Raw genomic sequence first — 24,879 nt, 5'->3', positions numbered from 1 at the left:
ATTCCGAACCCGGAAGTTAAGCTTCTCTGCGCCGATGGTACTGCACTCGCCAGGGTGTGGGAGAGTAGGTCGCCGCCGCACAAATATTGATCAGAAAGGGCCATCCCGTCACGGGGTGGCCCTTTCTGCGTTTTCCGGCCTGTCCGCACCGCCGGACGGAACTCAACTGCCGGACGGAACTCAACGGCCCGCCTCGGGAGCCGGGTGGAACGGAATGGAACATCGACCACGGCCCCAGGAACCTGCAAGTCCGTCGCAAGCAGACGTTGGCGCCCTGCTAGCCGCCCGCCACCAGCCGAGCGCAAGCTCCCCCCAGACACGGACCACAGAAACGGGTGGAGCGGTGAAGGGGAAGGCACTGGCGGTGGCGAGTCTGAGCCTGCTGGGCATGGCCGTAGCGCCAGGGCCGGCTCAGGCGGGAAGCACAGCAGCAGACACGACAACCAATACGACGACGTCTACAACGACTCAGGCGACGGTCCTCACAACGACGCCGTCAGCAAGGGAGCAGGCGCAGCACGGGAAGGTCCCGGCGGCGACGATGGTGGCCGCGAAAGCGGAGCCTGCCGTACGCCAGGTGACCTGGGCCTACAAGGCGACCCTGGTCGTCCCGGCCCCCGTGGTCCAGCCCCGGGCCCTGAACAAGCTGGTGAAGCAGGCCGACGCGCACGCCGCGGCCGGACGCATCCCGAAGGACCGGCAGAGCCGGCTGAAGTGGGTCCTGCAGGAAGTCGCCCAGAACGTGAACCGCTACCTGAAGCCGGGCAACCAGCCCAGGCTGCGGCAGGCGCTCACCCACGAGACGTGCACCGGCTGGTGGCTGACCCCACAGGGGCACCTGGTGACCGCGGCCCGCTGCGCGGCGGGCAAGAGCGAGGCGGCGGTGAAGCCGGCGTTCTCCGGCAAGGATCTGGCCCCGTTCGTCCGCGCGGACACCAAGGAGATGCTGGCCGCGTTCGCCAAGCACGCCCAGGTCGACGACGGCATGGCCAAGCTCGCCGAGGAGGTGTTCACCCTCTTCCACACCCGGCACCTCCAGGTGAAGCGCCGGGCCGAGGCCAGCTACCTGGGCACCTTCGAGGAGTTCCTGAAGGGGGACGCGGCGAGGTTGTCGCTGGTCGCGCGAGGTCAGGAGTGGCCCGGCCGGGACGTCGCGGTGCTGAAGCTGAAGGGGGCGCGCAACCTGCCGACGCTGCCGCTCGGCCTGGACGGCGACGTCCGGACCGGTGATCTGCTGTTCGCCAGCAGCCACCCGCGTCCGTTGAGCGACAGCGCGCTGCTCGACGCCGCCTCCCGCCGGCGACCGCTGCTGACCGAGGGCGGTTACACCTCGCGTCGGGTGTCCACGGCCGGCGTGCCGTACCTCGTGACACAGATTCCGGCCTACCGGGGCAGCGAGGGGGCGCCGGTGCTGGACGAGCGGGGACGGGTCGTCGGGCTGGTGGCGACGGTGGTCCAGGACGCGCGGATCGGGGCCCGGAGCGAGATCACCACACTGGCGTTGCCGGTCGGGCTCCTCCGCGAGCACCTGACCGCGGCCGGGGTGCGGCCGGTCACCTCGGAGACCACGCGCGTCTACGAGCGGGCGCTCGCCGACTTCTACGCAGGGCGGTACCGGGCGGCGTTGCCCAAGTTCCGCAAGGTGCTCGCGCTGCACCCGGCGCACCCCTACGTGCGCGACTACATCCAGCAGGCCACCGCCAAGAGCAAGAGGGGGAGCGATGCTTAGGACGATCGCGGTGGCGGTGAGCCTGGCCGGAACCACCGCCTACCTGCCCGCGACCGCGCACGCCGAGGTCAACGAGCGGCCGCCGACGACCGCCACGCTGGTGGCGGCCCGGACCGAGCCGGCCGTGCACCAACTGGCCGCCCGGTTCACCGCCGAACTGCTCGTCGCGCAGCCGCAGCCGACCAAGGCCTACGCCAAGCTCTTCGACCAGGCCAAGAAGGAGGCCCGGGCCGGCCGGATCGGCGCCGACGGGCAGAGCCGGCTGAAGTGGGTGCTCCGCACCGCGGCGGCCGACCCGGCGCGCTATGTGCGGCCGGGCAAGACGCGCAAGGTGAAGACGGACCTCGGACCCGGTTCGTGCACCGCCTGGGTGATCACCCCGCAGGGGCACCTGGTCACCGCGGCTCACTGCGTGGAGATGACCAAGTCCGATCTGACCGCCCAGCACCTGACGATCGCGCTGCTCAAGCGCATCGAGGGCGAGACCGACGCGTTCCTGAAGGCGCACCGCGAGCTGGCCGCGCCCGACCGCGGGCTGCGCCAGCTCGCCGCCGAGCTGCTGCAGGGGTTCCACGTCAAGACCATGCGGGTCAAGAGCGCTCACGCGGCCTACTCGCTGGTGCGGCTGGAGAAGGGCAAGATCAGGCGGCTGCCGGTCGATCTGCTGACCGACGGCTCGCCGTACCCGGGGCCTGATGTGGCGGTGCTGAAGATCCGAGGCGTGCGGAACCTGCCGACGGTGCCGCTCGGCCGGGCCGGTGACGTGCGCGTGGGCGACCCGCTGTACGTCAGCGGGTTCCCCGGCAACACCATCGGGACGACGCTCAGCACCAACCCGATCGACCCGAAGTCGGCGTTCAAGCCGATCTTCACGGCCGGGATCCACAACGGGCTCATCACCACGCCCAAGGGCGTGCCGTACATCCACGCGCAGGCCCCCAGCTACGGCGGGAACTCCGGCGGGCCGGTGTTCGACCGGCACGGCCGGGTGGCCGGGCTGCTGTCGGCCGGGCTCCGCACCGGCTCCATCGGCGGCGAGGCCGAGCAGAGCAGCACCGTGCTGCCGGTCGGCGTGATCCGCGCCCACCTCGCCAAGGCCGGGGTGCGGCCGGTCACGTCGGAGACCACGCGCGGGTACGACGAGGCGCTCGCCGACTTCTTCGCCGGGCGGTACCAGGCGGCGTTGCCGAAGTTCCGCAAGGCGCTCGCGCTCTATCCCGCGCACCCCTACGCCCGCGACTACATCCGGCAGATCACCGCCAAGAGGGGCAACGATGCTTAAGACACTCGTGCTGGCGGTGAGCCTGGCCGCCGGCTCGGCGCAGCCGCCGGAGACCGGCACCCTGGTCGCCGCCGCGAGCGACCCCGCGGTCCGGCACATCTACTCGGTCCAGACCGCCGCCGTGACCGTCCCGGCGCCGCGGCTGACCAAGGCCTTCGCCAAGCTGTACGGCAAAGCGCACCAGCAGGCCGCGGCCGGGCGCATCCCGGCGGACCGGACGAGCAAGCTCAAGTGGGTGCTCCGCACCGCCCTGGGCGACGTCGGACGCTACGTGCGGCCGGCGAAGCCGTACCGGAAGCAGCCGATGACCGCGGTCAACTCCTGCACCGGCTGGTGGGTGACGCCGCAGGGGCACATGGTCACCGCGGCCTCGTGCCTGGGTTACGACGGGGCCACTTTGCGGGCCTTCGCCGTCGCCGAGGTGATGGCGCCGATCGTCTCGCGCGGGGACGGCCAGGCCTTCCTCAAGGCGGCGAAGATCAGCAAGCCCGACGAGGGGCTGGCGAAGCTGGCGCAAGGGCTGTTCCAGGCCTTCAACGCCCGGCATCTGAAAGTCTCCGGGCTCCGGAGCACGATGTTGCTGGAGCAGCCGACCGGCAAGGCCCGTCCGGATCTGAAGCCCCTTTCCGTGCTGGCGCGGGGCGAGGAGTTCCCCGGCGTGGACTTCGCGCTATTGAAGCTGAAGGGGGCGCGGAACCTGCCGACGATCCGGCTCGGCGACGACGCCGGCGTGCGGATCGGCGACCGGCTCTACGTCAACGGCTACCCGCGCACGCTGGTCGACTCGGCGACCTTCAGCGACCGGTCGCGGATGCGGCCGCTGCTGACCGAGGGGCCGATGAACGGGCGCCGGGTGACCGCGTTCGGCGTGCCGTACCTGCAGACCCAGGCACCCAGTTACGCGGGCAACACCGGCGGGCCGGTGCTGACCGCGGACGGCAGGGCGGCGGGCATGACCGTCGCGGTGCTGAGCGACCCGCTGCTCGGCGAGCAGACGGAGACGCTCGGCATGGTGCTGCCCGCGAGCCTGATCAAGCAGCGGCTCGGCGCGGCCGGGGTGCGGCCGGTGTGGTCGGAGACCTCGCGCGTCTACCGGGCGGGGCTCGGCGACTACTTCGCCGGGCGGCACCAGGCGGCGCTGGCGAAGTTCCGCCGCGTGCTCGCGCTCGACCCCGGGCACCTGTACGTGCGCGAGTACCTCAAGGCGGCGAAGGCCCGCTGAACGCGGCCTCGCCCGGGTGCCACCGGGCGGGGCCGCGCCGGTCAGGCCGCGGCCGGGCGCAGAACGAAGACGCCCCAGCCCAGGTGGGGGCGCTGCCACTCCAGGTACGAGCGGCGGGCGCTGTCCAGGAACGCCTTGACCTGCTCGATCTCGGGGTCGGCCGGGTTGGCCCGGATCCAGTCGCTCAGCGTCAGCCACTGCGAGGCCGCGTAGCGGTCCCAGTCGTCCTGATTCCCGAGCACCATCTCGACCAGCTCGAACCCGGCCCGCTCGATCACCTCGCCGATGCCGGCCAGCGACGTCAATTTCAGGTCCTCGCCGTAGCCGGGCGGAGGCTCCGACGACCAGTACGGCTCGCCGACCAGGACCAGGCCGTCCGCCTTGAGCGGGCGGCGCATCAGGCCGAGGGTGCCCGCGAGGCCGCCGCCGATCCACGTCGCGCCGATGCAGGAGACGATGTCGAAGGTCCCCGCGCCGGCGTCGTAGGCGCCGGCGTCGCCCTGGACGAACTCGACGTCCTCCGCCACGCCCAGCTCCGCGGCCCGTTCCCGGGCGGCGTCCAGGAAGACGTGGCTGATGTCGACGCCCACGCCGCGCAGGCCGTACGCCGAGGACCACGAGCTCAGCAGCTCGCCCTTGCCGCACGCCAGGTCGAGCTGGCGGGTGCCGGGGGCGATCCGGCAGATCTCGCCCAGCAGGCGGAGCTTCTCGGCGGAGAAGGGATTCAGGATGCGGTGGCCGGCTTCGGCGATCTCATGAAAGCGGAGGGACATGCAGGGTATTGTTCGGCATCACCCGGCGAGTGGCGAACGGATTCCTGGCAGGTCCCCGGCATCGGGCTCGCCCTGGGTCACGTGCGCATCACAGCCTTGCTAGGCTGGAGAGACCGGGCCACCCCACCACGGGTGGCCTTCGTCGCGTAAAGCGTCAGCCACGTGAATGGACCTAGAAGTGAACAGAGACAACGGATCGGACGACGACCGCCGGCGCGGTGACGGGCCTCGTGACGGGGAGAGGCGTTCCTACGGGGGAGACCGGGGGCGCGACTCTCGGGGTGGGCGTCCGTTCCGTTCCGACGACCGCTCGCGTGACGACCGCGGGCCTCGGCGAGAAGGTGGCGGGTTCCGTGATCGGGACGACCGCGGACCTCGCCGCGAGTATGGCGACCGCGGGCCGCGCCCTGAGGGCGGCGGGACCGGGTTCCGCGACCGGGATGACAGCACTCCGCCTCGCCGTGACTCCGGCGACCGCGGGCCTCGGCGGGAGTATGGCGACCGGGGGCCGCGTCGGGAGTTCGGTGACCGTGGTCCGCGTCCCGAGGGTGGCGGGGACCGGGGGCCGCGCCGGGACTTCGGTGACCGGGGGGCGCGTCCGCAGGGGTCTGGTGGCGGGTTCCGTGACCGTGACGACCGTGGGCCGCGTCGTGAGTTTGGTGACCGTGGTCCGCGTCGCGAGGGCGGTGGTGACCGTGGTCCCCGTCGTGACTTTGGTGATCGTGGTCCGCGTCGTGACTTTGGTGACCGCCCCCGTCCTGAGGGTGGCGGGTTCCGTGACCGCGACGACCGTGGTCCCCGCCGTGATTTCGGTGATCGTGGTCCGCGTCCGGAGAGCGGTGGCGACCGTGGTCCCCGTCGTGACTTCGGCGACCGCGGCCCGCGCCGGGACTTTGGTGATCGTGGTCCGCGCCGCGAGTTCGGCGATCGTGGTCCGCGTCGTGAGTTTGGTGACCGCCCCCGTCCTGAGGGTGGCGGGTTCCGTGACCGCGACGACCGTGGCCCCCGCCGTGACTTCGGCGACCGCCCCCCGCGGCCGGAGGGCGGTGGCGACCGTGGTCCCCGTCGTGACTTCGGTGACCGTGGCCCGCGCAGGGACTTTGGCGACCGTGGCCCGCGCCGTGAGTTCGGTGACCGTGGCCCCCGTCCGGAGAGCGGTGGCGACCGTGGCCCGCGCCGTGAGTTCGGTGACCGTGGCCCCCGTCCCGAGGGCGGTGGCGACCGTGGTCCCCGTCGCGACTTCGGCGACCGTGGCCCGCGTCGTGACTTCGGTGACCGTGGCCCCCGCCCCGAGGGTGGCGGTGGCGGGTACCGTGACCGCGACGACCGCGGCGACCGCGGCCCCCGCCGCGAGTACGGTGACCGCCCCCCGCGTCCGGAGGGCGGCGGCGACCGCGGCCCGCGCAGGGACTTCGGCGACCGCGGCCCGCGCAGGGACTTCGGTGACCGCGGCCCGCGTCGTGACTTCGGTGACCGTGGCCCGCGCCGCGAAGGCCGCCCCTTCGAGCGCCGCGACGACCGCCGGCCGTACAACCGTGACGGCGAGCAGAGCGAAGGCCGCGCCCGTTTCGGTCGCTCCGACCGCGAGGACGCGCCCCAGCGCGAGCCGATGCCCCAGGTGGCGCCGGACATCACGATCGAGGACCTCGACCGCGACGTGCGCGACGAGCTCCGCTCGCTCCCCACTGACCTGGCCGAACTCGTCGGCCGCCACCTCGTGGCCGCCGAGCGCGCCCTCGCCGAGGACGACGCCGAGCAGGCGCACGAGCACGTCAAGGTCGCCCGGCGCTTCGCCGCGCGGCTCGGCGTGGTGCGCGAGGCCGCGGGTGTGGTCGCCTACCGTGCCGGTCACTACGCCGAGGCGCTCAGCGACCTGCGCGCCGCGCGTCGCCTGAACGGTTCTGACGCCTACCTGCCGGTCATGGCCGACTGCGAGCGCGGCCTGGGCCGTCCCGAGCGGGCGCTCGACCTGGTCAAGTCCCGGGAGGCCGAGCGGCTCGACCGCGCCGGCCGCATCGAGCTGGCCATCGTCGAGTCCGGCGCCCGGCGTGACCTCGGCCAGAACGACGCGGCCGTGATCACCCTGCAGCGGCTCCCCGAGCTGCGCGACGCACAGCCCCGGCCGTGGTCGGCCCGGCTGGCCTTCGCCTACGCCGACGCCCTGGCCGAGGCCGGGCACCAGCAGGCGGCGGTCGACTGGTTCGCCCGGGCGATGGCCTTCGACGAGGACGGCGAGACCGACGCCGCCGACCGCTACGCCGAGCTGACCGGCGCGGTGATCGAGGACATCGAGGAGGACTACGAAGAGGACCTCGGTGAGGACTTCGACGTCGACCTCGGCGACGTGCTCGACACCCCCGAGCGGCCCGAGGCGGTCGACGAGGACCCCGACGCCGGGCGCGGCGAGGAGGACGAGCTCGTCGAGCCGGCGGACGCGGTGGACGAGGACCGCGACATCGAGGCCGACTTCGACTCCGACGACTCCGAGGACTCGGACGAGGACGACGAGGACGACGACGACTTCGAAGACGACGAGGAGTCCCTGCGCGAAGCCGAGGACATCCTGGACGACGAAGACGACTTCGAGGACGAGGACGATGAGGACGACGACCTCTCGGAGGACTCCGGCTCGGACGTCAGGAACGCCTCCGATGACGCCCAGGACGACCACGCCAAGTCGGGCGTGACTCCGGCCTTCATCGAGCCCGTCTTCGACGACTCGCGTGACGACTCCGCCGATGCGGAGAAGAACGACAAGGACTGACCTTGTAACAACGAGGCCTGACCTCGTGTCGTACGGCTCCGCCGTACCGGACGCTGATCCGGTACGGCGGAGCCGTACGCATGTCCGGGGCCGTCAGGGAGTCGCCTTGCCCAGCCAGTGCATGATGCCCGCCACGTTGGACGCCGCGGGGCTGAGCAGCTCGAACCGTTCGGCCAGCTCTTCGGAGTCCAGGGCGGCGTAGCGCTCGCGGGTGCGGTCGCGGACCATGGCGACGGCGTGGTCGAGGTCCATGCCCTCGTCGTGGGCGCGCTTGGTCAGATCCACCCAGATGTTGAGCTCCTCGGCCGATCGCTCCAAAGTCTCCTGCACCGCGTTGACCGGGCCGTAGTGGCTGAAAAGGAGTCTTTGCGGCTGCAGGTCGCGGAACAGGGTGATCGAGTCGAGTGCCGTCTGGAGGTCGAAGTCCGGCGGAGGGGTCGCGGGGCGCACGTCGTTGGTTTCCGGGATGTACACCCCGGCCGCGTCGCCGACGTACAGGTCGCCGGTGAAGGAGTCGATCAGGCCGACGTGGTGCTTGGCGTGGCCGGGGGAGTAGTGGCTGGCCAGCTTCCTGCCGTTGCCCAGGTCGATCGCGCCGGTGTCACCTAGGGCGACCACGCGCTCGGCCTCGGTGGGGGACATCTCCCCGAACAGCGTGTCGAGCCGGTCACCCCAGACCATCCGGGCGCTCTTCATCAACCGCTCCGGATCGACCAGGTGCCGGGCGCCCTTCTCGTGCACGACGACCTGGGCGTTAGGGAAATACCGCGCGATGTCCCCCACGCCACCGGCGTGGTCGAGGTGGATGTGCGTGACCACCACGGTGGCCAGATCCTCCGGGCCCACCCCCAGTGCCGTGATCGCGTCCCGTACCGTCTCGGACGAGGTCGCGGTGCCCGTCTCCACCAGGCACGGGCGGTCGCCCAGGATCAGGTAGCCCGCGGTGATCCCCGCGTATCCGGCCATCTTCGTGTCGATCTCGTACACGTCTCCGCCGAGGGCGGTGATGTTGTCCACAAGCGTCTCCCGACAAGGACGGGTATCCCCAGAACGCCGCTCGGGCGCACTCCGGGCTTGCTCTCATCGTAAAGAGTGATCTCCTGTTCGACTCGACAGGGAGGTCACATGGACCGCAACGACGTACACATCTCCGGCCGCCTCTCCAGCGACCCCGAGGAGCGCCCCATGCCGAGCGGGGACGTCATGGTGAAGTGGCGCCTCAGCGTCCGCCGCCGCCCTCGCCGTGGCCAACCGGTCGACGTCGTCCCCTGCGTTAGCTTCGACCCGGCCGTCGCCGCCATCATCCGCGGCCTTTCGCGCGGCGACGCCGTCGAGGTCGACGGCTCCCTCCGCTGCCGCATCTGGGGCCCGTCCCGTGCCAAGACCTGGGACTACCAGGTCGAAGCCCACACCGTCCGCCCCATCCCCGTCCCCACCACGCCCCTCCCCACCCCAGCCTCGTGCCCCTCCCACCCGCAGCCCGCGGTTCCCGCGGAACTCGCCACCTCCGAGGCTCCCGCCACTCCCGAGAAGTCCTCCGCCTCTGAGGTGCGCGCTACCTCTAAGGAGCCCGCCAGTTCTGAGGGACCCGCCAGCTCTGAGGGACCCGCCGCCTCTGAGGGGGCCACCGCCTCTGAGGGGGCCACCGCCTCTGAGGGGGCCACCGCTCCGAAGGGGGCCGCCACTCCTAAGGGGCCCGCTGTCCTTCCAAGGCCCGCCCGACGCGCCGGCACCGCCCGCCCAGGGCGCGACACGCTTCCCGGGCCTCGCGGACACAGAGACGTGACCGTCCCCCCGAATCCCCCCGAGCGCGACACCCTGCCCCACGCAGACTCGGGCACAGCGGCCCGCTCAGGCCCAGAAACCGAGACTCGCTGCCACGAAACTCCGGCCGAACCAACCCCCAGCCCGGCCCTGCTGCCACCCCGCCCGGTCACCTACCTGTCAGCCGCATGATCGGCCTGGTCATGCAGCTACGCCACCTCGTCTTCGGCCCCCTCCCGCCCCCGCGGGAGCCGGAAGCGACCACGACAAAGCCGGACAATCCACCCCCCAAGGCGGATCCACGCGGCGAAGGCGGACCCCAGCCACCCAGCTAGTTCGGCCGGCCACCCGGCCGCAGAGGCGAGCTACCTACCCGGTGGCAAAAGTCCGAAGAACCAGCCCAGTCCGAGGCTTGGGCCCGAACGAGGTCGACTTACGCGGCACCCGTTCCCCAGCCTCAGCCACGGCCATCACATCCGCCACATCCAGCGCCTTGAGAATGACCGCGGTCCCACCCGCCTCAGCCGCCTGCCGCACCGCCGCCTCGGCATCGTGATGCACGATCCGCACAGACTCCTCGTCGTCCCGCATCCCCCAGACCTTGGGCAACACGAACTCATCCAGCACAGCCGTGTTCAATGAGTTCCACCGCTCAGACCGGTCAGCCCGCATGCCGTTGGCCAACTGCATGGGATCGGGATCGCTCATGAGGTGGAACCCCTCCGCACCCCCCAGCAAGAACGCCGGCCCAACCGCCGAGTCGAGCGCCGCGAGGCCCTCGGAAAGGGATCCGATGTCCTGTACTCGCCAAGCCCCCTTGGCCCGAGCCGCCGCCTCACCCAGGGCCAGCCCGGGAATGACCCGGTGAATGGCCTTGAGATCCGGCGGATAGGCGGCGGAGTCGACGAGAAGGGCGAGCCCGAAATCCCAGGGCCCGTCCCCACGTCCGGCCGCCCGCTCGCGGCTCTGCAGCTCACGGTAGGTGGCATACCGGTGATGCCCGTCCGCGATGAGCGCCCGCTTCCCGCGCAGCCCGGCGTTGATCGCCTCGATCTCGGCGGGGTCCGTGATCGCCCACAGCCGATGCCGCACCCCGTCAGAGGTGAGCGCGTCCACCAGCGGAGGACGGGACAGGTCCAGCTCAGGCCCGCCCGAGTGCAGCAGGAAGATGGGCTCGAGATTGGCCTGGGTCGTGCTCATCAGCGCCAGCCGGTCGGCCACCGGCCCCGGCATGACGTCCTCGTGCGGCAACACCGCTCCGGGCGCCAGTCCGATGTCGCCGATCAGGCCGCGCTGCAGCACGCCAGGCCCCTGCTGCTCGTACACGTACAGGGCCGGCTCGGGATCCGCCACCAGCACACCGGAGTCGAGCCACTCACGCAGCGTGTCGCGAGCGGTGTCGTAACGATCACCGCTCGGCAGGATCAGCCGGACGACGTTGTAAGGGTGCTGGCTCAGGAGCACCTCGACGTCGGCCTCCGAGATCAGGTCATACGGAGGCGACGTGACCTGGGCCGGATCATCGACCGCGAACCGGACTCCGCGGAACGGACGTAGCACCAGCCCATCGGGCACCGGCAGTTCGGGAGTCGCCATATCGGGCATGTTCCCACATAGCCGGAAGCTGGTGTGAGGAGGCCCGCCATGACAGATCGAAGTGAGGTCATCCATAGACACGACACCATGGTCATGAGCACCCCGGAGGAGAACTCATGACCAGCCCTGAAGGTGACGTTTACGACTGGTACCAGCGTGGCGTGCGGTTGCTGGACGAGGGCAGCCCTGCCGCCGCCGCGGCCCTTCTCGAACGCGCCGCCCTCCTCGAACCCCACTCGCGCAGCATCCGGGAGGCGCTGGCGCGAGCGCAGTTCAACTCCCGGCAGTACACGGAGGCGGCGGAGAGCTTCCGGCAGATCATCACCTCCAACCCCACCGAGGACTACGCCTACTTCGGCCTCGGCCTGTCTTTGTGGCGGGCCGGCCACATGGAGGCGGCCCAGGAACCCCTGGCCATCGCCGTCGCCATGCGCCCAGAGGACCGCAACTACACCAACGCCCTCCGCAACGTCCGCGCCACCCTCCGCGCCCGAAAGGAATCCGCCTAACCCCAAGCCCCTCCCCATAGCCCCGACCCCGGCCTCCGAACCCTCGGCCTCCGGACCCCGGACCCTCGGACCCCGGACCCTCGGACCCCGCCTCGGGCCCGGCCCGGACCCCGGCCCTCGGAGCCCCGGCCCTCGGACCCTCGGACCCCGGCCCGCGGACCCTCGGACCCCCGGACCCCCGGACTCCAGACGCCGGACTCCGCAGACGTACCACGGAGTCCGGCCCCTGGACCCCTGCCCCTGGACCCCGTGCCCCGGCTCCTGGGTCAACCCCGGCTCCTGGGTCAACCCTGGCTTCTGCGGCCAGTCCTGAACCTCTGGGCGAGCCCTCGATCCCGGGACCCGACCCCTAGCCTCGGGCGGTCCCTGGCTCCTGGCGTCCCACCTAGGGGTGCGGGACGCCGGGTCGGTTCCTTGGAGTCCGCCCCGCCCCTGGAGCCCGGAGCCTGAACCTGTGCTCCGTACCAAGGCGCTCCGTAGCAGAGCCTTCCGTACCAGGGCGCTCCCCGGGGCGCGTAGCCCCGTGGCGCAGTCGCACCTCGGCCCCGCTCCCTGGCCTTCGTCCTTCGGACTCGGCCCTCGGACCGCGGACCGTGGGTGTCGGCTTTTCGCCACGGGGCGCGGGCTTTGGACCCCGCTCCTGGTGGGCCGCCTAGCGAGTCCGGCGACCTCTGCGTCCCGACCCCACCAGGAGGAGGTTCAGGGGTGCTGCCGGGTTCGCGCGTGCGGCGGGTTCACCGTGCGGAGGTTTCACCGTGCGGCGGGTTCGCGTGCGCGGAGGGTCCCCGTGCGGAGGTTTCCCTGTGCAGCCCGATCACCGTGCTGGGGGTTCCCCGTGCAGCCGGTTCCCCCTTCTGGGGGTTCACCGTGTGGCGGGTTCGCAGTGTTGCGGCTTGAGCTGTGGTGGTTCCGGGGCGGATGGCGGGTCGGGATGTGGCGGTTGGAAGGGCCTTGAAGTGGTGGGGTCCTTACCAGGTATTGGTGTCAGGAGGTGGTGGCGCGGGTGGCATTGGCGGTGATGGAGTCGCGGAGGTACTGCGCCAGGCCGGGGGCGGTGGCGTCGATGGAGGCGGTGAATCGGGGGTCGGACACGTAGAGCTCGCCCAGCCCCTGGTGGATCTCGTACGTGCAGTCGTAACACCAGCGGGTGAGGAGCAAGCGGTGCTCCTCGGCCAGGTCCATGGCCTCAGCGCTGGTGGTGGGGACGCCGGCGTGCATGAGGTTGGCGATGCGCGCGGAGAGGTCGCCGAAGGAGGACATGAACTGCTGCCAGTCCTGCTTGCCATAGGAGGCCATACGGCGCTGGGACTGCTCCCAGGCGGGGGTGCCGCCCCAGCGCTGCTCGGCTTCGGCGGCGTAGGTGTCGGGGTTGAAATCGCCGAAGAGGTCGGCGCGTTCCTCGGGTGTCATGGGAGCGACGCTAGAGTCTCACGCAGCGTGAGAGTCAAATCGGAGGAATCGGTGCTGATCGACGGGTACGACACGCTGTTGCTGGACCTGGACGGGGTGGTGTACCTGGGGGCACACCCGGTGGCCGGGGCGCCCGAGGCGTTGGAGCGGGCGCGCGCAAAGGGGGTACGGCTGGCGTATGTGACGAACAATGCGTCTCGGACTCCGTCGGCGATCGCCCAGCACTTGACCGATATCGGAGTTCCCGCGGCCAAGGAGGACGTGGTCACGTCGGCGCAGGCGGCGGCCAGGCTGATCGCCGAGCAGGTCCCGGCGGGGTCGAAGGTGCTGGTGGTGGGCGGCACGGGGTTGCGGCATGCCGTACGGGACCAGGGGTTGCGGCCGGTGAGCACGGCGGCGGAGAAGCCGGTGGCCGTGGTGCAGGGGATCGCGCCCGGGCTGGGGTACGGGCTGCTGGCCGAGGGGACGCTGGCGGTGCGGGAGGGGGCGATGTTCGTGGCGTCCAACCGGGACTCGACGATGCCCACCAACCGGGGCGAACTGCCGGGGAACGGGTCGATGGTGCGGGTGATCGCGACGGCTACCGGGGTGGAGCCGGTGTACGCGGGCAAGCCGGATCCGCCGCTGCATCGGGAGTCGATGATCAGGACTGGGGCGAGTCGGCCGCTGGTGGTGGGCGATCGGCTGGACACCGATATCGAGGGGGCGAGCAATGCGAAGGTGGACAGCCTGCTGGTGCTGACCGGGGTGGCGACGCCGCTCGACCTGCTGACGGCGGTGCCTGACCATCGGCCGACGTATGTGGCTGAGGATCTGGGCGGGTTGCATGAGCCGTACCCCGAGGCGTCTGCTCGCTCGCTCGGCCAGGGGTCGGATGGGTGGCGAGCGTTCTGGCGGGATGGGAGTCTGTGGCTGGAGGGGGATGGGGCTTGGATCGACGGGCTTCGGGAGGCGTGCCGGGCGGCATGGACCGTGGACAACACCGACCCGGGAGCGGTTGAGCCCGCCCTCGCCCGGCTAAACCGCCCTTAGGCCTCGAACGGCCCTCGTGACCCCGAACCTCCGGACCCCGACGACCCCGCCCCCGAGCGCCCCCAGGCCGCGAGCTTTAGAGCCCTGCTCCCACACCTCCGACCGCGAATCCCGGACCTCGGGCTTCTGAGCCCCGAAGCCCCGGACCCCGCACCCCGGGGTCCGGGGCCGAGGGTGTCGGGGGCGCGCCCTCTGGGGCTGGAGTCCCACGGTTCCGGGTCAGACTAGTAGGTGGGTTAGGTGACGCGTTGGGCGGTTTGGCGGGCGAAGGCCCAGGAGCCCAGCCACAGCAACCCCCCGGAAGCCACCACCAGCACCCCCAAGGCAACCGGCACCCCGAAGCCCCACCCGTCCAGGGTGAGCAACCGCATGGCCTCGATGGCGTACGTCAGCGGGTTCGCCCGGGCGATGGGCTCCATCCACCCGGGCATGGCCGACAACGGCACGAAGGCGTTGCTCATGAACAGCAACGGCAACGTGGCGAACCCGGTGATCGCGAAGAAGGTGCCGTGCGAGGGCACCGCACAGGCCAGGGCGAGCGCGGCGGCGGTGACGGCAAGGGTGAGCAGCCCGGCCGTGACCAGGATGGCCAGCACCCCGAGCGGCCCGGCGGCCGGCCGTACGCCCAGGGGCAGGGCGACGAGCAGGATGACGAGGACCTGGACGGAGTTCATCCCGAGCTGGAACAGGAACCGCGACAGGATGATCGAGCTACGCCGGATCGGCATGGACAGCAGCTTGTCGAGGTAACCGGTCTCCTTGTCGAACAGCAGGGGCATCGCCGCGCTGACCCCGTTGCCGACGACGGTGAAGGCGATGACGCCGGGCAGGGCGAAGGCGATGTAGTCGTCGATGCGCACCGCCCCGCTGAGCCCGCCGGCGAAGAAGACCAGCCACACGGCGGGCTGCAGGATGCTGAAGAGCAGGTTGAGCCGCTCGCGCAGGACGATGATCGTCCAGCGGCGGGTCAGGGCCAGGATCTCCTGCATCAGGCCACCTCCTCGCGCAGCGCGTGCCCGGTGTAGGAGAGGAACACCTCGTCGAGCGAGGCCGCGCCGAGGTCGGCCTTCAGCGCGGCGGGCGTGCCGGTGACGACCTCGGAGCCGTGGTCGAGGATGGTCAGCCGGTCGCAGAGCCGGTCGGCCTCGTCCAGATAGTTGGTGGCCAGCAGGACGGCGACGCCCAGGCCGCGGATGTGGTCCCACAGGTGGTGGCGCGACTGCACGTCGAGGCCGAGGGTGGGTTCGTCCAGGATGAGCAGGTCGGGCCGGTGCAGCAGGCCGCAGGCGAGTTCGAGGCGTTTCTGCATGCCGCCGGAGTACTCCTGGACCAGCCGGTCGGCGCTGTCGCTGAGGCCGACCAGGTCGAGCACCTCGGCGACCCGGTCGCGGACCCGGCGGCGCGGAACGTGGTAGAGGTTCGCCTCGATCTCGGCCTTCTCCCGGCCGGTCAGCAGGTAGAAGCCCATCGGGGAGACCGCTTGCTGGACGTAGCCGATGCGCCGCCGTACCTCGGCGGGACGGGAGGCCACGTCGAAGCCGCAGACGCGGGCGGCGCCGGAGGTGGCGGGGAGGAGAGTGGCGAGCATGCGGATGGTGGTGGTCTTGCCGGCCCCGTTGGGGCCGAGCAGGCCGAAGATCTCGCCGGGGGCGACGTGGAAGGTGAGCTGGTCCACTGCGGTGCGCCGGCCGAAGGCGCGGCTGAGCCGCTCGGCCTCGACGATCGCCTTCATGAAGACCTCGCAATCGTGAAGTCCTCCGCTAATAGTTAACGGATACGTTAACTATAGCAGGCGGCGCAGCCGCAGCAGGTCCCCGAAACTGGCGTCGATCTTCACCCGCCCGCCGAGCAGGGCACGGGCCATGTCGAGCTCACCGTCGACGAGCCTGATCAGGTCGTCGCTCGCCATCGACAGCCGGATGTCGGCCGGCTTGCCCGCCGGCTCGTCGGTGATCTCCAGCCGCCCCCCGTGCAGGCGCCCGTGGAAGGTCACGTCGAGGTCGGTGATCCGGCAGGCGACCGTGCGGTCGACCACGTGCTTGGCACGGTCGGCCTCGTCGATCTCGTCGAACTGCGAGACGAGCTTGGTCAGAGCCGCCCGGCACTCCTCGACGCTTGCCATGGTGCTGTGTCCTTTCCCCTGTGCCCGGATCCCCCGGCGGCCCGAAGGTCTGCCCGGAAGTGTGCCCGGATGTACGCCTGGAAGGCTTGTACGGAAGGTAGCGTTACCCGCTTGATTTCAACGTGCGACAGACCGGTCCTGGTGCCGGGTGCGTTACGGTCATGTCATGAGTGAAGAGCGGGTCGACGCGGTCGTGCGAGGGCTCGACCGGGTGGCCGAGCTGCCGGTGGGGGAGCACGTCAGGGTGTTCGAGGAGGCCTACGCCGCCTTGGAGGAGGCGCTGGCCTCGGTGGATGCATGAGCCGGCGGGTCAGGCTCGACAGTGAGCTGGTCCGCAGGGGTCTGGCGCGCTCGCGGGAGCAGGCCGCGCAACTGATCGAGGACGGGCGGGTGAGCGTCGGCGGGCAGGTCAAGACCAAGCCCGCCACGCAGGTCGGCACGGACGCGGCGGTCGTGGTCAGCGCCGAGGAGGGTCCCGACTACGTCTCGCGCGGCGCCCACAAGCTGCTCGGCGCGCTCGAGACCTTCAAGGCGCTGACCGTCGAGGGGCGCCGCTGCCTCGACGCGGGCGCCTCGACCGGCGGGTTCACCGACGTGCTGCTGCGCCACGGCGCCGCCCACGTGCTCGCGGTGGACGTCGGCTACGGCCAGCTCGCCTGGTCGTTGCGCACCGACGCGCGGGTGACGGTCATGGAGCGGGTCAACGTCCGCGACCTGACCCCCGAGCTGGTCGGCGAGCCGCCCACGCTGATCGTCGGCGACCTGTCGTTCATCTCGCTCAAACTGGTGCTGCCCGCCCTGGTCGCGGTCGCGGCGCCGGAGGCCGACTTCGTCATGCTGGTCAAGCCTCAGTTCGAGGTGGGTAAGGAACGGGTGGGCGCGGGCGGCGTCGTGCGCGACCCGGAGCTGCGCGCCGACTCGGTACGGCAGGCGGCCGCGGCGGCCGGAGGGCTCGGCCTCGCCGTACGAGGAGTGACCTACAGCCCGCTGCCGGGGCCGTCGGGCAATGTCGAGTACCTGCTGTGGCTGGGCAAGGGTGAGGGCGAACCACCGGTCGCCGACATCGAGGCCGAGGTACGCCGAGCCGTCGCGGAGGGACCGCAATGAGGCGAACAGTGCTGGTCTCGGTGCACACCGGACGCGAGGCGGCGATCGACAGCGCGCGGCTGGTCATCGACCGGCTGCTCGGCGCCGGATTCACGGTCCGCGTGCTGGAGGACGAGGCGCGCGAGGTGGCCTCCCCTGGCGTCGAGGTGGTCTGCTGCGAGCCGGACGCGGCCAAGGACGCCGAGATGATGATCGTGCTCGGCGGCGACGGCTCGCTGCTGCGCTCGGCCGAGGTGGCCAGGCCCACCGGCACGCCGCTGTTCGCGGTGAACCTCGGGCACGTCGGCTTCCTGGCCGAGGCCGAGGTCGAGAACCTCGAAGAGGCGGTCGACCAGCTCGTGGCCGGCCGCTACGACGTCGAGGAGCGCATGACCATCGACGTGGTGGCCAGGCAGAACGGCACGCTCATCGCCGACACCTGGGCGCTCAACGAGGCGAGCGTCGAGAAGAGCGAGCGCATGCTGGAGGTCGTCGCCGAGATCGACGGCGCGCCGCTGTCGCGCTGGGGCTGCGACGGGGTGATCTGCGCCACCCCGACCGGTTCGACCGCCTACGCCTTCTCCGCGGGCGGGCCCGTCGTCTGGCCGGAGGTGGAGGCGCTGCTGATGGTGCCGGTGGCCGCGCACGCGTTGTTCGCCAAGCCGCTGGTCGTCTCGCCGCGCTCCACGCTGGCCGTGGAGGTGCTGCCCGACACGCCCGGCGGGGTGCTGTGGTGCGACGGCCGCCGCCGCTACGACCTGCCCGCCGGCACCCGCGTCGAGGTGCGCCGGTCCGACACGCCGGTACGGCTGGCCCGCATCCGCGGGCTGGAGAACACGGGCGCTCCCTTCACCGACCGGCTCGTAGCGAAATTCGAGCTCCCGGTGCAGGGTTGGCGTGGAAGGGTGCGACCTTGACAGGCTGGTGCGCGTAGGATCACATGCGCACAGGTGTTCGGAGTGACAGGAGTGGGCGTGCGACCCAGGGTCGAGGAAGTCCGCATCCGGGGGCTCGGCGTCATCGACGAGGCCGTGCTCCAGCTTTCGCCGGGTTTCAACGTCGTCACCGGTGAGACGGGTGCGGGCAAGACGATGGTCGTGACCGGCCTCGGGCTGCTGTTCGGCGGCCGGGCCGATCCCTCGCGCATCCGTCCGGGCGCCGACCGCGCGAGCGTGGAGGGCACGCTGGTCGTCGAGGCCGGCGGCCGCGTCGCCCAGCAGGTCGAGGACATCGGCGGCGCGATCGAGGACGGCGAGCTGATCATCTCCCGCACGGTCAGCGCCGAGGGCCGCTCGCGCGCCTGGCTCGGCGGGCGCACCGTCCCGGTCGGCACGCTCACCTACCTGGCCGACGACCTGGTCGCCGTGCACGGCCAGATGGACCAGCAGCGCCTGCTCCAGGCCGCCCGCCAGCGCGCCGCGCTCGACCGCTACGCCGGGGAGGACCTGGTCAAGCCGCTGCGCGCCTACACCCAGGCCTACAAGCGGCACAAGCAGGTCGCCGCGCAGCTCGACGAGCTGACCACGCGGGCGCGCGAGCGCGCTCAGGAGGCCGACCTGCTGCGCTTCTCCCTCGACGAGATCGAGAAGGCCGCGCCCCGCCCGGGCGAGGACGTGGAGCTGCGTGAGGAGGAGGAGCGCCTGTCTCACGCCGACACCTTGCGCAGCGCGGCCACCACCGCGCACAGCGCGCTGCTCGGCGACCCGATGGACCCCTCCGGCGGCACCCACGACGTCAGCGCCCTGCTGGGCCAGGCGCGGGCGGCGATCGAGGCCGTGCGCGACTACGACCCCTCGCTCGCCGGGGTGGCCGAACGGCTGGCCGAGGCCGGTTACCTGATCTCCGACGTGGCCACCGACCTGGCCGCCTACTCCGAGTCGATCGAAGCCGATCCGGTACGGCTGGCCGTCGTGCAGGAGCGCCGCGCCCTGCTGACCGGCCTGATCCGCAAGTACGGCGACTCCGCGGAAGGCGTGCTGGCCTGGTCCGAACAGGCCGCCCAGCGCCTGGCCGAACTGGAGGGCGACGACACCCGCATCGAGGAACTGGCCCGCGAGCACGCCGACCTGCTCGCCAAGCTGGGCGAGCTGGCCGCCGAGCTCACCCGCATCCGCACCTCCGCCGCCGAGCGCTTCGGCGCCGCGGTCACCGCCGAGCTGACCGCGCTGGCCATGCCGCACGCCCGGGTCGTGGTCGTGCTCACCCGGAGCGAGGAGTTCGGCCCCGACGGCGTCGACGAGGTCGAGCTGCGCATGGCCGCCCACCCCGCCGCGCCGCCGCTGCCCCTGCACAAGGGCGCCTCCGGCGGCGAGCTGTCGCGCGTCATGCTGGCCATCGAGGTGGTCTTCGCCGGCGCGGACCCGGTGCCCACCTTCGTCTTCGACGAGGTCGACGCGGGCGTCGGCGGCAAGGCCGCGGTCGAGATCGGCCGCCGCCTGGCCCGGCTGGCCCGGACCGCCCAGGTGATCGTCGTCACCCACCTGCCGCAGGTGGCCGCCTTCGCCGACCAGCACCTCGTCGTCGAAAAGTCGAGCGACGGCAGCGTGGTGCGCAGCGGCGTGCTCGCCCTCGACCACGAGAGCCGGGTGCGCGAACTGTCCCGGATGCTGGCAGGACTGGAAGATTCCGAGCTGGGCAGGGCGCACGCCGAGGAATTGCTCGCATTGGCCGCAGCCGACCGTTGACCTTTCGCCCGCCGGCTTCACTGGGTTACATAACAGACACGCCGCGCAGTGCATGGCCCCCGGGCTGCTGAGCTCTGGCAGGATGGACATTGATGAAGGTACCCGGGAACAGATTTCCGGGCCTCCGCGGCAGGAAGGTCGGCGACCTTCCTGGGCTGACGGCAGTGGCGAGAGTCGATCGCCGGACCAAGAGGCTGACCAAGCGCCTCAAGTCCGGCGAGATCGCGATCATTGATCACGTCGACGTCGACCGGGTCAGCGCGGAGGCCCTGGTGGCGTGTGGCGCGGCGGCCGTGGTGAACGTGGCCTCCGGCATCAGTGGCCGATACCCGAACCAAGGTCCACAGATCCTGCTCGAGGCGGGCGTGCCGTTCGTCGACAACGCCACCCCCGAGCTGTTCGAGCGGGTGAAGGACGGCGACGTCGTCCGCCTGCACGAGGGCGTGCTCTACCGTGAGGACGACCTGCTCGGCAAGGGCGACGTCCAGACCGGGGAGAGCGTCGAGGCCGCCATGGCCGAGGCCCGCGCCGGGCTGTCGGTACAGATCGAGGCCTTCGCCGTCAACACCATGGAATTCGTCCGGGGTGAGGGCAAGCTCCTCATCGACGGCGTCAGCGTGCCCGCGATCAGGACGCCCGTCGAGGGCCGGCACGTCCTGATCGTGGTCCGCGGGCACCACTACCGCGAAGACCTGGCGATGCTGCGCCCCTACATCCGCGAGTTCCGCCCGGTGCTCATCGGCGTCGACGGCGGCGCCGACGCGCTGCTGGAGGCGGGCTACCTGCCCGACATCATCATCGGCGACTTCGACTCGGTCTCCACCAAGGCCCTGACCAGCGGCGCCGAGCTCATCGTGCACGCCTACCGCGACGGGCGCGCGCCCGGCCTGGAGCGCGTGCACCAGCTCGGCCGCGAGGCGATCATCTTCCCGGCCATCGGCACCAGCGAGGACATCGCGATGCTGCTGGCCGACGACAAGGGCGCCGAGCTGATGGTCGCGGTCGGCACCCACTGGACGCTGGAGGAGTTCCTCGACAAGGGGCGCTCCGGCATGGCCAGCACCTGGCTCACCCGCCTGCGGGTGGGCAGCAAACTCATCGAGCCCAAGGGCGTCAGCCTGCTGTACCGCAGCAGGATCTCCTGGTCGTCCCTGATCCTCCTGGTCCTGGCCGCACTGGTCACCATGGGGGTCTCCCTGGGCGTCTCCCCGCTGGGCCAGACGTGGCTGAACGGCCTGCAGGACTTCTGGAACGGCTTCATCTTCTGGCTGGTCGGACTCTTCTCGTGATCGATTTCCGCTATCACCTCGTCTCCATCGTCGCCATCTTCCTGGCCCTGGCGACCGGCATCCTGCTGGGCACCACGCTGCTCCAGGACCCGGCCCTCGACGCCGCCGAGAAGCTGAGCGAGCAACTGACGACCGAGAAGCAGGAGCTGCGCACCCAGCTCGACGAGCTGCGCCGCCGCGAGACCGGCAACGACTCCTTCGTCACCGCCATGACCGGGCAGCTCGTCGCCGGCGGGCTGACCGGGCAGAACGTGGTGCTGGTCGAGACGCCCGGGTCGACCGCGTCCCTGCGTGAGCAGCAGCAGGCGGTGCTGGAGGAGGCCGGGGCCAAGGTCGTGGGGCGCATCTCGATCGCCGAGCGCTACCTCGACCCCAAGTCGACGTTGCTCGACCAGCTCTCCGCGCAGCTCAAGCCGGTCGCCACCACCTTCCCGGCCACGGCTACGCCGTACGAGAAGGCGGCGGCGGTGCTCGGCGGCGCGCTGATGACGCAGGGCGGCGAGGAGCCGCCCGCACCGGTCGGCGACACCGTGATCAGCGCCTTCGAGACCGCCGGGCTCATCTCCGTCGAGCAGGACCTGACCGCCCGCGCGAGCCTCGCCGTGCTGTTCGCGCCCGAGACCGTCTTCAAGGGCGACAACGCCGAACTCCAGGCCGACGGCCTGGTCGCGCTGGCCGCCGGACTCGACCAGGCCGGACGCGGCACCGTCGTCACCGCGACGATCACCGCCACCGCCACCGGCGGTGTGCTGGCCGCGGTCCGCGACGGCGACGCCGCCCGCACCGTCTCCACCGTGGACACCCCCGATCTGCCCGCAGGCCGGATCGTGGTCGTCTACGCTCTCCAGGAACAGCAGGCGGGCGGCGCGGGCCAGTACGGCGTCGGCACCGGCGCCTCCGGCTTCCAGCCGCCGGTCGTCGCCCCGACCGCCACCCCGACCCCCACCTCCTCAGGGAGCTGACCGTGTCCCGAGCCTCCACGCTGCTGTGCGCCCTGGCCGGCGCCGCGATCGGCGCCGCCGCCGCGCGGGCCGCCTACACCTTCGCCACCCGCCGCGAGGGCAAGGACAGCGTCTGGAACCGCACCAACCACCGCGGCGAGCAGCTCACGCTGCTCGAAGGCCCCGCTCTGGTCGCCGGCGCCGCCACCGGCGTGCTGGCCGCGCCGGGGCTGCCCGGCCGGGTACGGCTGGCCGGCCTGCTGGCCGCGGGCGGCAGCGGGGCGCTGGGCTGCTACGACGACCTGTACGGCACGACGGCCTCCAAGGGCTTCAAGGGCCATCTCGGCGCGCTGGCCAAGGGCGAGGTCACCAGCGGAGCGGTGAAGATCCTCGGCATCGGGGCCACCGGACTGGCCGCCGCCGCGCTGGTCTCGCGCGGGCCGGTCGACAGCCTGGTCAACGGGGCGCTCGTCGCGGGCAGCGCGAACCTGGCCAACCTCTTCGACCTGCGGCCCGGCCGGGCGATCAAGGTCGGGCTGCTCACCGGCGGGCCGCTGCTGGCGCTCTCGGTGCTGCGGGACCGGCCGGCCGCCGCCGTGCTGGCCTCGGTCCCGCTCGGCGCCGCGGCGGCGCTGCTGCCGGAGGACCTCGGCGAGCGGGCCATGCTGGGCGACGGCGGGGCGAACGCGCTCGGCGCGCTGCTGGGGCTGGCCGCGGCCACCCAGCTCGGCCGGCCGGGACGCCTGGTGCTGCTCGGGACGGTCGTGGCGCTCACGGCGGCCTCGGAGAAGATCAGCTTCACCAAGGTGATCGCGGGCAACCGGGTGCTCAACCGGATCGACCTGCTCGGCCGCCGCGCCTGACTCCCGCCGGAGCGGGCGAGGCCGGGGTTGTCGGTGGCTTCTGCCAGGATGCTGTCCGGCTTGATCGAACGGGGCGAGGGGGACGGTGATGGCGGCGCGGGCGCTGCGAGGGGTGGCGGGAGCCGCCGTCCTCATCGCGCTGATCACCATGGTCGCGCGGGTTGTGGGCTTCGGCCGCTACCTCGTGCAGTCGGTGACGCTGGAGAACGGCTGCCTCAACACCGCCTACAGCACCGCCAACTACGTCCCCAACATCGTCTTCGAGCTGGTCGCGGGCGGGGCACTGGCGGGCATGGTGGTGCCCGTCCTGTCCGCCGCCGCGGCTGACCCCGCCCGGCGCACGGAGGCCGGGCGGACCGCTTCCGCGTTGCTGACCTGGGTCACCGTGGTGCTGCTGCCGCTGACCGTGCTCATCGCGGTGTTCGCCGAACCGATCGTGCGGCTGCTGACCGGGCCCTCGGTGCCGAAGTGCGAGACCGATGTGGTGGTCGCCGTCGGCGTGGAGATGTTGCGGGTCTTCGCACCGCGCATGCTCTTCTTCGGGCTGGCGGTCGTGTTGTACGGCGTGCTCCAGGCGCACCGGCGCTTCCTCGGGCCCGCGCTCGCGCCGCTGGTGTCGAGCCTGCTGATCATCGGCTCCTACCTGGCCTTCCTGCCGGTCGCCTCGGGTGCCCAGACGGACCTGAGGGCGCTGACCAAGGCGGGCGAGCTCACCCTGTCGCTGGGGGCGACCATCGCCGCCGCGGCCATGGTCGTGACCGTGCTCGGGCCGGTCCGGCGGCTGGGGCTGCGCTGGCGGCCCACCTTCCGCTTCCCGCCCGGCGTGGCCGTCGAGGCCCGGCGGCTCGGCGTGGCCGGGCTGGCCGTGCTCATCGCGCAGCAGGTGGCGTTGATCGTCGCCATCCGGCTGGCCAACGAGCAGGCCGGGGAGGGTGCGGTGCCGGTCTACAACTACGCGTGGGCGTTGTTCCAGTTGCCTTACGCGGTGCTCGCCGTGCCCATCGGCACCAGTGCCTTTCCCGCGCTCTCCACCAAGGCCGCTCTCGGCGACAAGCCCGGCTTCTCGCTCCTGGCGGCCACGACCACGCGGGCGGTGCTGCTGCTGTCGGGGCTGGCCGCCGGGGTGATGGCCGCGGTGGCGATCCCGGTGTCGCGGGTGTTCATGTCCGACGACGGTGGGGCGACGCCGGAGATGATGGCGTGGGCGGTCGCGCTCTTCGCTCCCGGTCTGGTGGGGTACGGGCTGCTTTACCACCTGGGCCGGGTCCTGTACTCGTCCGGCCACGGGCGCGCCGCGGCTACCGCCACCGTGACCGGCTGGGTCGTCACCGTCGTCGCGCAACCGCTGCTGGCCCTGGGCGCCTCCCGGGAGTACGTGGTGGGGGCGCTCGGGCTGGGCAGCAGCCTGGGCATGACCGTGGGCGGGGTCTTGATCTGCCTGGCCGTCCGGTCCGCGCACGGCCCCGCGGCTCTCGGCGGGTTCGGCCGGGCGCTGGCCGCTTCGGTGGCCGGGCTGGTGGCGGGGTTCGCCGGGGGGTTCGCGGTGGCGTGGCCGTTGGGCGGGCTGGGGGTTTGGGGGAGTGTCGCGGTCGCCTTGCTGGTGGGCGTGGTGTCGGCGGGGCTTTTCCTCGGGGTCGCCTTCCTGCTCGACCGGGCCGACGTCCGCTCCGCCCTCCACCGCCTCCTGCCCCGCGGCGGCCCACCTGCCGAGCCCTCGGATCGGGAGGCTGCACAGAGCGCGGCCCGGCCGCCGGCCGCCGGGACGGGAGATGGTGGAGTGGGAGGCACGGATGGGTGAAGCGGTGACGGGCGA

Annotated in this window: 23 protein-coding genes; 15 read left to right on the top strand and 8 right to left on the bottom strand. The window is 71.8% G+C overall.

What is annotated here, in order from left to right; all coding sequences use genetic code 11:
• Positions 1-541 precede the first annotated feature (541 nt).
• The 3 genes from ACIBG7_RS37730 to ACIBG7_RS37720 are packed head-to-tail and all read left to right on the top strand — an operon-like array spanning position 542 to position 4,233.
• Positions 542-1,729 carry a serine protease gene (locus ACIBG7_RS37730; protein WP_397339338.1) on the top strand — a complete coding sequence of 396 codons (1,188 nt, stop codon included), beginning with the start codon at positions 542-544 and terminating at the stop codon, positions 1,727-1,729.
• Positions 1,722-3,011 (top strand): serine protease, encoded by a 1,290-nt coding sequence (locus tag ACIBG7_RS37725; protein ID WP_397339337.1) that lies wholly within the window; start codon positions 1,722-1,724, stop codon positions 3,009-3,011. Before ACIBG7_RS37730 ends, ACIBG7_RS37725 begins: the two co-directional genes overlap by 8 nt.
• Positions 3,004-4,233 carry a trypsin-like peptidase domain-containing protein gene (locus ACIBG7_RS37720; protein WP_397339336.1) on the top strand — a complete coding sequence of 410 codons (1,230 nt, stop codon included), beginning with the start codon at positions 3,004-3,006 and terminating at the stop codon, positions 4,231-4,233. The genes ACIBG7_RS37725 and ACIBG7_RS37720 overlap by 8 nt, the downstream gene beginning before the upstream one ends.
• 41 nt (positions 4,234-4,274) lie before the next feature.
• On the opposite strand, the gene ACIBG7_RS37715 is transcribed toward ACIBG7_RS37720, so the two are convergent.
• Complete coding sequence (locus ACIBG7_RS37715; RefSeq protein ID WP_397339335.1) at positions 4,275-5,006, bottom strand: SAM-dependent methyltransferase; 732 nt, start codon at positions 5,004-5,006, stop codon at positions 4,275-4,277.
• Positions 5,007-5,178: 172 nt separating this feature from the next.
• Positions 5,179-6,720 (bottom strand): hypothetical protein, encoded by a 1,542-nt coding sequence (locus ACIBG7_RS37710; protein ID WP_397339334.1) that lies wholly within the window; start codon positions 6,718-6,720, stop codon positions 5,179-5,181.
• Between ACIBG7_RS37710 and ACIBG7_RS37705 the strand changes: the two genes are divergently transcribed.
• The gene (locus ACIBG7_RS37705) at positions 6,664-7,770 is read left to right on the top strand and encodes a hypothetical protein (RefSeq protein WP_397339333.1); all 1,107 of its coding nucleotides are present in this window, start codon (positions 6,664-6,666) and stop codon (positions 7,768-7,770) included. The genes ACIBG7_RS37710 and ACIBG7_RS37705 overlap by 57 nt on opposite strands.
• A gap of 93 nt (positions 7,771-7,863) precedes the next feature.
• On the opposite strand, the gene ACIBG7_RS37700 is transcribed toward ACIBG7_RS37705, so the two are convergent.
• Positions 7,864-8,787: an MBL fold metallo-hydrolase gene (locus ACIBG7_RS37700; RefSeq protein WP_357931284.1), complete on the bottom strand. Its 924-nt coding sequence runs from the start codon at positions 8,785-8,787 to the stop codon at positions 7,864-7,866.
• Between the two features lie 108 nt (positions 8,788-8,895).
• Between ACIBG7_RS37700 and ACIBG7_RS37695 the strand changes: the two genes are divergently transcribed.
• Positions 8,896-9,726 (top strand): single-stranded DNA-binding protein, encoded by an 831-nt coding sequence (locus ACIBG7_RS37695; protein WP_397339332.1) that lies wholly within the window; start codon positions 8,896-8,898, stop codon positions 9,724-9,726.
• A gap of 177 nt (positions 9,727-9,903) precedes the next feature.
• Here the strand turns inward: ACIBG7_RS37695 and ACIBG7_RS37690 are convergent, their stop codons facing one another.
• Entirely contained in the window at positions 9,904-11,130 is a 1,227-nt protein-coding gene (locus ACIBG7_RS37690) for a DUF1015 family protein (RefSeq protein WP_397339331.1), read from the bottom strand.
• A gap of 116 nt (positions 11,131-11,246) precedes the next feature.
• Here ACIBG7_RS37690 and ACIBG7_RS37685 point away from each other — a divergent pair, with 116 nt between their 5' ends.
• Complete coding sequence (locus tag ACIBG7_RS37685) at positions 11,247-11,639, top strand: tetratricopeptide repeat protein (RefSeq protein WP_357931291.1); 393 nt, start codon at positions 11,247-11,249, stop codon at positions 11,637-11,639.
• 984 nt (positions 11,640-12,623) lie between these two features.
• Here ACIBG7_RS37685 and ACIBG7_RS37680 read toward each other — a convergent pair.
• The gene (locus ACIBG7_RS37680) at positions 12,624-13,049 is read right to left on the bottom strand and encodes a TipAS antibiotic-recognition domain-containing protein (protein WP_397339330.1); all 426 of its coding nucleotides are present in this window, start codon (positions 13,047-13,049) and stop codon (positions 12,624-12,626) included.
• Positions 13,050-13,076: 27 nt separating this feature from the next.
• Between ACIBG7_RS37680 and ACIBG7_RS37675 the strand changes: the two genes are divergently transcribed.
• Positions 13,077-14,081: an HAD-IIA family hydrolase gene (locus ACIBG7_RS37675; protein WP_397339329.1), complete on the top strand. Its 1,005-nt coding sequence runs from the start codon at positions 13,077-13,079 to the stop codon at positions 14,079-14,081.
• Between the two features lie 236 nt (positions 14,082-14,317).
• On the opposite strand, the gene ACIBG7_RS37670 is transcribed toward ACIBG7_RS37675, so the two are convergent.
• The 3 genes from ACIBG7_RS37670 to ACIBG7_RS37660 are packed head-to-tail and all read right to left on the bottom strand — an operon-like array spanning position 14,318 to position 16,203.
• Entirely contained in the window at positions 14,318-15,070 is a 753-nt protein-coding gene (locus tag ACIBG7_RS37670; RefSeq protein WP_357931297.1) for an ABC transporter permease, read from the bottom strand.
• Positions 15,070-15,813, bottom strand: a complete 744-nt coding sequence (locus ACIBG7_RS37665) for an ABC transporter ATP-binding protein (protein ID WP_397339328.1) — start codon at positions 15,811-15,813, stop codon at positions 15,070-15,072. Before ACIBG7_RS37665 ends, ACIBG7_RS37670 begins: the two co-directional genes overlap by 1 nt.
• 51 nt (positions 15,814-15,864) lie before the next feature.
• Positions 15,865-16,203 carry an SCP2 sterol-binding domain-containing protein gene (locus ACIBG7_RS37660; protein ID WP_357931302.1) on the bottom strand — a complete coding sequence of 113 codons (339 nt, stop codon included), beginning with the start codon at positions 16,201-16,203 and terminating at the stop codon, positions 15,865-15,867.
• A 166-nt stretch (positions 16,204-16,369) separates the two neighbouring features.
• Between ACIBG7_RS37660 and ACIBG7_RS37655 the strand changes: the two genes are divergently transcribed.
• From ACIBG7_RS37655 to murJ, 8 genes are all read left to right on the top strand, one after another.
• Positions 16,370-16,504 carry a hypothetical protein gene (locus ACIBG7_RS37655; RefSeq protein WP_357931305.1) on the top strand — a complete coding sequence of 45 codons (135 nt, stop codon included), beginning with the start codon at positions 16,370-16,372 and terminating at the stop codon, positions 16,502-16,504.
• Positions 16,501-17,310: a TlyA family RNA methyltransferase gene (locus ACIBG7_RS37650; protein WP_357931306.1), complete on the top strand. Its 810-nt coding sequence runs from the start codon at positions 16,501-16,503 to the stop codon at positions 17,308-17,310. Before ACIBG7_RS37655 ends, ACIBG7_RS37650 begins: the two co-directional genes overlap by 4 nt.
• Positions 17,307-18,206, top strand: coding sequence for an NAD kinase (locus ACIBG7_RS37645; protein ID WP_357931309.1), 900 nt, complete (start codon positions 17,307-17,309; stop codon positions 18,204-18,206). Before ACIBG7_RS37650 ends, ACIBG7_RS37645 begins: the two co-directional genes overlap by 4 nt.
• Positions 18,207-18,263: 57 nt before the next feature.
• The gene (gene recN, locus ACIBG7_RS37640; RefSeq protein ID WP_357931311.1) at positions 18,264-19,973 is read left to right on the top strand and encodes a DNA repair protein RecN; all 1,710 of its coding nucleotides are present in this window, start codon (positions 18,264-18,266) and stop codon (positions 19,971-19,973) included.
• Between the two features lie 92 nt (positions 19,974-20,065).
• Positions 20,066-21,262 carry a putative cytokinetic ring protein SteA gene (steA, locus tag ACIBG7_RS37635; protein WP_357931314.1) on the top strand — a complete coding sequence of 399 codons (1,197 nt, stop codon included), beginning with the start codon at positions 20,066-20,068 and terminating at the stop codon, positions 21,260-21,262.
• On the top strand, positions 21,259-22,224 hold the full coding sequence (locus ACIBG7_RS37630; RefSeq protein WP_357931317.1) for a copper transporter: 966 nt from the start codon (positions 21,259-21,261) through the stop codon (positions 22,222-22,224). Before steA ends, ACIBG7_RS37630 begins: the two co-directional genes overlap by 4 nt.
• A 2-nt stretch (positions 22,225-22,226) precedes the next feature.
• Entirely contained in the window at positions 22,227-23,066 is an 840-nt protein-coding gene (locus tag ACIBG7_RS37625) for a hypothetical protein (RefSeq protein WP_357931319.1), read from the top strand.
• Between the two features lie 88 nt (positions 23,067-23,154).
• Complete coding sequence (murJ, locus tag ACIBG7_RS37620) at positions 23,155-24,864, top strand: murein biosynthesis integral membrane protein MurJ (protein ID WP_397339327.1); 1,710 nt, start codon at positions 23,155-23,157, stop codon at positions 24,862-24,864.
• Positions 24,865-24,879 lie beyond the last annotated feature (15 nt).

Source organism: Nonomuraea sp. NPDC050328 (assembly GCF_044459405.1).
Classification (GTDB): domain Bacteria; phylum Actinomycetota; class Actinomycetes; order Streptosporangiales; family Streptosporangiaceae; genus Nonomuraea.
Note: the sequence above shows the minus strand (reverse complement) of the source record. Positions and strands in the feature narration are given on the sequence as shown.